The sequence below is a fragment of the Erwinia sp. genome, assembly GCF_031978025.1.
Taxonomy (GTDB): domain Bacteria; phylum Pseudomonadota; class Gammaproteobacteria; order Enterobacterales; family Enterobacteriaceae; genus Erwinia.
This window is the reverse complement of sequence record NZ_DALZCD010000290.1, coordinates 1-5,290: the sequence shown is the minus strand read 5'-3', so window position 1 is coordinate 5,290 and position 5,290 is coordinate 1. Positions and strand designations below refer to the sequence as shown.

General features: G+C 57.4%; 7 protein-coding genes. 6 read left to right on the top strand and 1 reads right to left on the bottom strand.

Features of this window, described 5'->3' with window-relative positions; genetic code table 11:
- A partial coding sequence (gene thyA, locus RTK32_RS18525; RefSeq protein WP_312046562.1) for a thymidylate synthase occupies positions 1-781 on the top strand: 781 nt, incomplete at its 5' end.
- Here the strand turns inward: thyA and RTK32_RS18520 are convergent.
- A complete protein-coding gene (locus RTK32_RS18520) occupies positions 774-1,196 on the bottom strand; it encodes a hypothetical protein (protein ID WP_312046560.1) in 423 nt (140 codons plus the stop codon). The genes thyA and RTK32_RS18520 overlap by 8 nt on opposite strands.
- A 28-nt stretch (positions 1,197-1,224) precedes the next feature.
- Here RTK32_RS18520 and RTK32_RS18515 point away from each other — a divergent pair, with 28 nt between their 5' ends.
- The 5 genes from RTK32_RS18515 to recC form a co-directional block, all read left to right on the top strand.
- Positions 1,225-1,674 (top strand): prepilin-type N-terminal cleavage/methylation domain-containing protein, encoded by a 450-nt coding sequence (locus RTK32_RS18515; RefSeq protein ID WP_312046558.1) that lies wholly within the window; start codon positions 1,225-1,227, stop codon positions 1,672-1,674.
- Positions 1,665-2,216 carry a prepilin peptidase-dependent protein gene (locus tag RTK32_RS18510; RefSeq protein WP_312046564.1) on the top strand — a complete coding sequence of 184 codons (552 nt, stop codon included), beginning with the start codon at positions 1,665-1,667 and terminating at the stop codon, positions 2,214-2,216. Before RTK32_RS18515 ends, RTK32_RS18510 begins: the two co-directional genes overlap by 10 nt.
- Positions 2,213-2,653 carry a DUF2509 family protein gene (locus RTK32_RS18505; protein WP_312046556.1) on the top strand — a complete coding sequence of 147 codons (441 nt, stop codon included), beginning with the start codon at positions 2,213-2,215 and terminating at the stop codon, positions 2,651-2,653. The genes RTK32_RS18510 and RTK32_RS18505 overlap by 4 nt, the downstream gene beginning before the upstream one ends.
- A complete protein-coding gene (locus RTK32_RS18500) occupies positions 2,634-2,963 on the top strand; it encodes a prepilin-type N-terminal cleavage/methylation domain-containing protein (RefSeq protein WP_312046554.1) in 330 nt (109 codons plus the stop codon). Before RTK32_RS18505 ends, RTK32_RS18500 begins: the two co-directional genes overlap by 20 nt.
- Positions 2,964-3,147: 184 nt before the next feature.
- Positions 3,148-5,290: exodeoxyribonuclease V subunit gamma (recC, locus tag RTK32_RS18495; RefSeq protein WP_312046552.1), on the top strand; the 2,143-nt coding region annotated here is incomplete at its 3' end.

The following is a 5,290-nucleotide window of genomic DNA, read 5'->3' as shown; positions in this document are numbered from 1 at the left end:
GGAATTAATGCAGAAAGTGCTCAACGAGGGCACGCCGAAAAATGACCGTACCGGTACCGGCACGCTGTCGATTTTTGGTCATCAGATGCGTTTCAACCTGCAGGAAGGCTTCCCACTGGTGACCACGAAAAAGTGCCATTTGCGCTCCATTATTCACGAGCTGCTGTGGTTTCTGAAAGGGGACACCAACATCGCCTATCTGAAAGAAAATAAAGTCACTATCTGGGACGAGTGGGCTGACGAAAACGGTGACCTTGGCCCGGTATATGGCAAGCAGTGGCGCAGCTGGGGGGCACCGGACGGCCGGCAGATTGACCAGCTGGCGAAAGTGATGGAGCAGCTCAAAAACGATCCGGATTCACGCCGTATCATTGTTTCTGCCTGGAACGTGGGCGAGCTTGACGAGATGGCACTGGCCCCTTGCCACGCCTTCTTCCAGTTTTACGTGGCGGACGGCAAGCTTTCTTGTCAGCTCTACCAGCGTTCCTGCGATGTGTTCCTCGGCCTGCCGTTTAATATCGCCAGCTATGCGCTGCTGGTGCATATGGTGGCGCAGCAGTGCGGACTGGAACCGGGCGATTTTGTCTGGACGGGCGGCGACACGCACCTTTACAGCAACCACCTGGAGCAGGCGAACCTGCAGCTGACCCGCGAACCGCGAGAAATGCCGAAGCTGGTGATCAAACGTAAACCGGCTTCGCTGTTTGATTATCGTTTTGAAGATTTTGATATTGAAGGCTACGATCCGCATCCCGCCATTAAGGCGCCGGTCGCTATCTGACGCAGCAAGGGAGCGAATATTCGCTCCCTTTTTTACGCTTTCCTGCTGCCGTCATCTCCGTTTTCTTCCCTGTCCTGAAGTGCAAACGCTGCTGAACTGTTGCTGCCGCTATGGCTGTTTTCTTTCCTGTCCTGAGGGGCAAACGCTGCTGCACGGCCGCTGCCGTTCTCTCTGCTTCCGTCATTAATCTGAATGGCGCCATCACAATATTGCTACCCCTCTCTGTCTTGAATTTGAGCGCCAAAGCGTATGGGCCGCGGCTGCCTGAAATTTGTTTTGGCTGGCAGGAAGAGGCGGTAAAGGCACGGCGGAAAAGGCCGTTTATTCGATGGGAGCCGCAACAAACAGAGAATGAAATACCTGAAGCGTAAACGGTTGGAAAGCCGCTCGCATAGCGGCGTTTTGCCGCTGGCAACGTTATTCACCTGCGGCACAATAGACGGATGAACAGAGCAGGCTTTACCTTACCAGAGTTACTGATCGTTATGGCTATCGCTGGCGTACTGATGACTGGCGCGGTCGGCGGCTGGCAGCAGTGGCAGCAGACACAGCGGCTGAACGCCAGCGCGCGGCAAATCCAGCATTTTTTACTGCGGCTGCGCAGCGAAGCGAACTGGCATAACCAGCAGGCGCTACTGTGGAAAACGGAGGAGGGCGGGTGGTGTTTGGGCAGCGGGCCGGTGCCGCTATCTTGCCATGGACGTCAGCGTCGAACGCTAATCGCCCCCTGGCCTGAGATAAAAATAGCCTCACTGACGGAAGGGATGGGATTTTACGGCCGCCGTAACGTGGCCAAACCAGGACGAATCGTTCTCGTCGGTGCGGCAGGCGAACGGCATATTATCCTTTCGTCCAGGGCGAGGGTGCGCATCTGTCAGGATGACTGCCCGTGAAGCGCACCGGTTTTACCCTGCCGGAAATGCTGGTGGCGTTGGCGATTAGCGGGGTGCTGATGCTGGGGGCGGCAAAATTTTTGCCGCTGTTACAGGTCGGCAATCTACGTATTCTGCTGACTTATCAGCTGCACGAAGAACTTCAGCTGGTCATGAGCACGCTGGAAAAAAGCGTGCGGCGTGCGGGCTACTGCCACGGTAAATGCCAGGGAAAAGGGCTAAGCACAGTCGGTGAGAAAAATGCCTGCCTGCTGGTGCGTTGGGATGAGAACAGTAACGGCAGCTGGGAGGGGCCCGGGAATGACAACAGTGACTATTACGGCTTCCGGCTGCGCGACGGCAATCTGGAAGCACAGCGCGGCGTGGAGAGCTGCGACAGCGGGGGATGGGAGAAAATGAACGACCCGAACAGCATGGTAATAAGTGATTTTCGCGTGCTCAGGCAGGCGCGGCAGATTCGCCTGGTGCTCCGTGGCTACGCCCGACGTTTCCCGCAGCTGCCGTTAACCGTTGAGCGCTGGATCAGGGCGGAAAATTTATGAATGTGCAGCAGGGAAGCGGCGCACTGGTGATGGTGATCCTGCTGTTACTGATGTCAGCGGCCCTGCTCAATACCACCCGTCAGCAGCTGGATGCGTCGTTAAGCCTGGTGGCAGATGAGCGGCTTTATCAGCGGCAGGCCAGCCTGGCGGCTTCGGGACTGGAAGCGGGAAAAAGGGAAACCTGGCCGTTGGCAGAGAGTTGGCGATGCCGTACGGCCAGGCAACAGCCCGAGTGGCGGGCCTGTTTTAAGATAATAACAGAAGGCGAGGCCCTGTTACGGGGTGACAGCGGCAGCAATACCGTCGCCTTCTATCAGTGGGTAATTTACGATGAACAACATGGCCGCTTACATCCGCAGCCGCACGGCTGGCTCGATTTTTGTCCGTTGGCGAAGGAGGAGGAGTGCCTGCCGGATAGTGGGGGCGCAGGGCTTTAGCCTGCCGGAAACGCTGGTGGCGCTACTGTTGTTCAGCATCAGCTCGCTGGCACTGATCCAGTATCAGCTGGCGCTGGGAAGAGGCTTTCAGCTGCAGCAGCAGCAGCGGGAAGCCGTCAGGCTGGCCCGGCAGCGGTTTGAAGGCTATCAGGCACCGGGCTGGCAGACCACGCTGGAGCAGCAAACGCTGACCGGCAGCTGCCTGCTGCTGACGTCCCGGGTTATCAGTCCTGTCGGGGCTAAAGCCGCATTGTCGCAGCTGCGCTGTATAAATGAAGACGAGCAGGAAAGCGCGGGGTTCTCTGATTAATCCGCCCGGACATCCGCAGCGCCTGTTTTAGCGAGCGTCAGCGGCGCTTAAGGTTGAGCGCCGCTTACCTCTTTAAATAAATTTCGGTTACATAAACGGTAAACGGTCTGCCAGCCGCATTTGCAACAGCCGCCGGACGGGGTAGAGTGTGCACGCAGAGCGCAACACCGTACCAGGAGCAGGCATGTTTACCGTTTATCACTCAAATCAGCTGGATCTTTTAAAAACGCTGGCGGCTTTTCATATCGAAAACCAGCCGCTGCGCGATCCTTTCCAGTCAGAAGTGGTACTGGTACAAAGCCCGGGTATGGCGCAATGGCTACAAATGTCACTGGCCGAGCAGTTTGGCATTGCCGCCAATATCGCCTTTCCGCTGCCGGCTTCTTTTATCTGGGATATGTTTGTCCGTGTTTTACCGGGCATTCCTAAAGAGAGTGCCTTCAGCAAAGCCAGTATGAGCTGGAAGCTGATGACCATTCTGCCGAAGCTGCTGTCGCGGCCAGAATTCGTCATGCTGAGCCACTACCTTTCTGACGACGAGGACAAGCGTAAGCTGTTTCAGCTTGCCTCGCGCGTGGCCGATCTTTATGACCAGTATCTGGTTTATCGGTCGGACTGGCTTAACAGCTGGGAAAAAGGGCAACGCATCGAAGGACTGGGTGAAGCACAGCAGTGGCAGGCGCCGCTGTGGGCAGAACTGGTCGCCTGGAACCGCGAGCTGGGTCACCCGGAATGGCATCGCGCCAACCTTTATGCGCGTTTTATTGCCACACTGGAACAAAGCAGCAGCAGACCGCCAAACCTGCCGGATCGCGTGTTTATCTGCGGTATCTCTGCGCTGCCGCCCGTTTACCTGCAGGCGCTTCAGGCGCTCGGCAAACATATCGATATTCATCTGCTGTTTACCAACCCCTGTCGGCATTACTGGGGCGATATTCAGGACTACGCCTTTCTGGCTAAGCTGCAAAGCCGTCGCCGTGAGCACTATAAACAGCAGCGTGAAAGCGCGCTTTTCCGGGAAGAGAATGCTGCCAGCCTGTTTAACGAGGCGGGCGAACAGCAGCTGAGCAATCCGTTGTTAGCCTCCTGGGGCAAGCTCGGACGCGACAACCTGTTTTTGCTGGCGCAGATGGAGTGCCGGGAAATCGACGCTTTTGTCGATATTGAGCCGACCACGCTGCTGCAAACGCTGCAGCACGATCTGCTGGAGCTGGAAGACAACGCCGTTATCGGGCTGAAGCGGGAAGAATGGGAAACCAGCCAGGCCAAACGGGTATTGGATCCCGATGATCAGTCAGTAACTTTTCATCTTTGCCATAGCCCGCAGCGCGAAGTGGAAGTGTTGCAGGACAGGCTACTGACGATGATGGCTGAAGATCCGCAGCTTTCACCGCGCGACATTATTGTCATGGTGGCAGATATCGACGCCTACACGCCGTTTATTCAGGCCGTTTTCGGCAATGCACCGGCGGAACGCTGGCTGCCTTTCTCTATTTCTGACCGTCGCGCCAGCCAGGCGCATCCCGCTTTACAGGCTTTTATTGCGTTGCTGAGCCTGCCCGACAGTCGCTTTACGTCCGAAAGCGTACTGGCGTTGCTGGAGGTGCCGGCAGTAGCCAGCCGCTTTGCGATTGATGAAGAAGGGCTGCGGCGGCTGCGGCACTGGGTAGGCGAGTGCGGTATTCGCTGGGGGCTGGATGACGATACGGTTCGCGAACTGGATTTGCCGCCAACCGGACAGCACACCTGGCAGTTTGGCCTGACAAGAATGCTGCTGGGCTACGCCATGCACAGCGATATCGGCCACTGGCAGGGCGTGCTGCCGTATGATGAATCCAGCGGCCTCATTGCTGAACTGGTGGGACATCTGGCCGAGCTGCTGATGCAGCTGCGTCGCTGGCGCGAGCGGCTGAGCGAGCCAAGAGCGCTGGCGGCCTGGCTACCGCTCTGCCGGGAACTGCTGGCAGATTTCTTTGCCGGTGATGCGGAAGCGGAAGCCGCGCTGGCACTGATTGAAGAGCAGTGGCAGCAGGCTATCAGCTACGGCATTCAGGCGGAATATCATCCGGCAATCCCGCTGTCGTTACTGCGCGACGAACTGCGCGCCAGGCTGGACCAGGAAAGGATCAGCCAGCGTTTTCTTGCCGGCCCGGTTAACTTCTGTACGCTGATGCCCATGCGATCTATTCCGTTTAAGGTAGTATGCCTGCTGGGAATGAACGATGGCGTCTACCCGCGGACGCTGCCGCCGCCGGGTTTCGACCTGATGAGCCAGCAGCCGAAAAAGGGCGATCGTAGCCGTCGCGATGATGACCGCTATCTCTTCC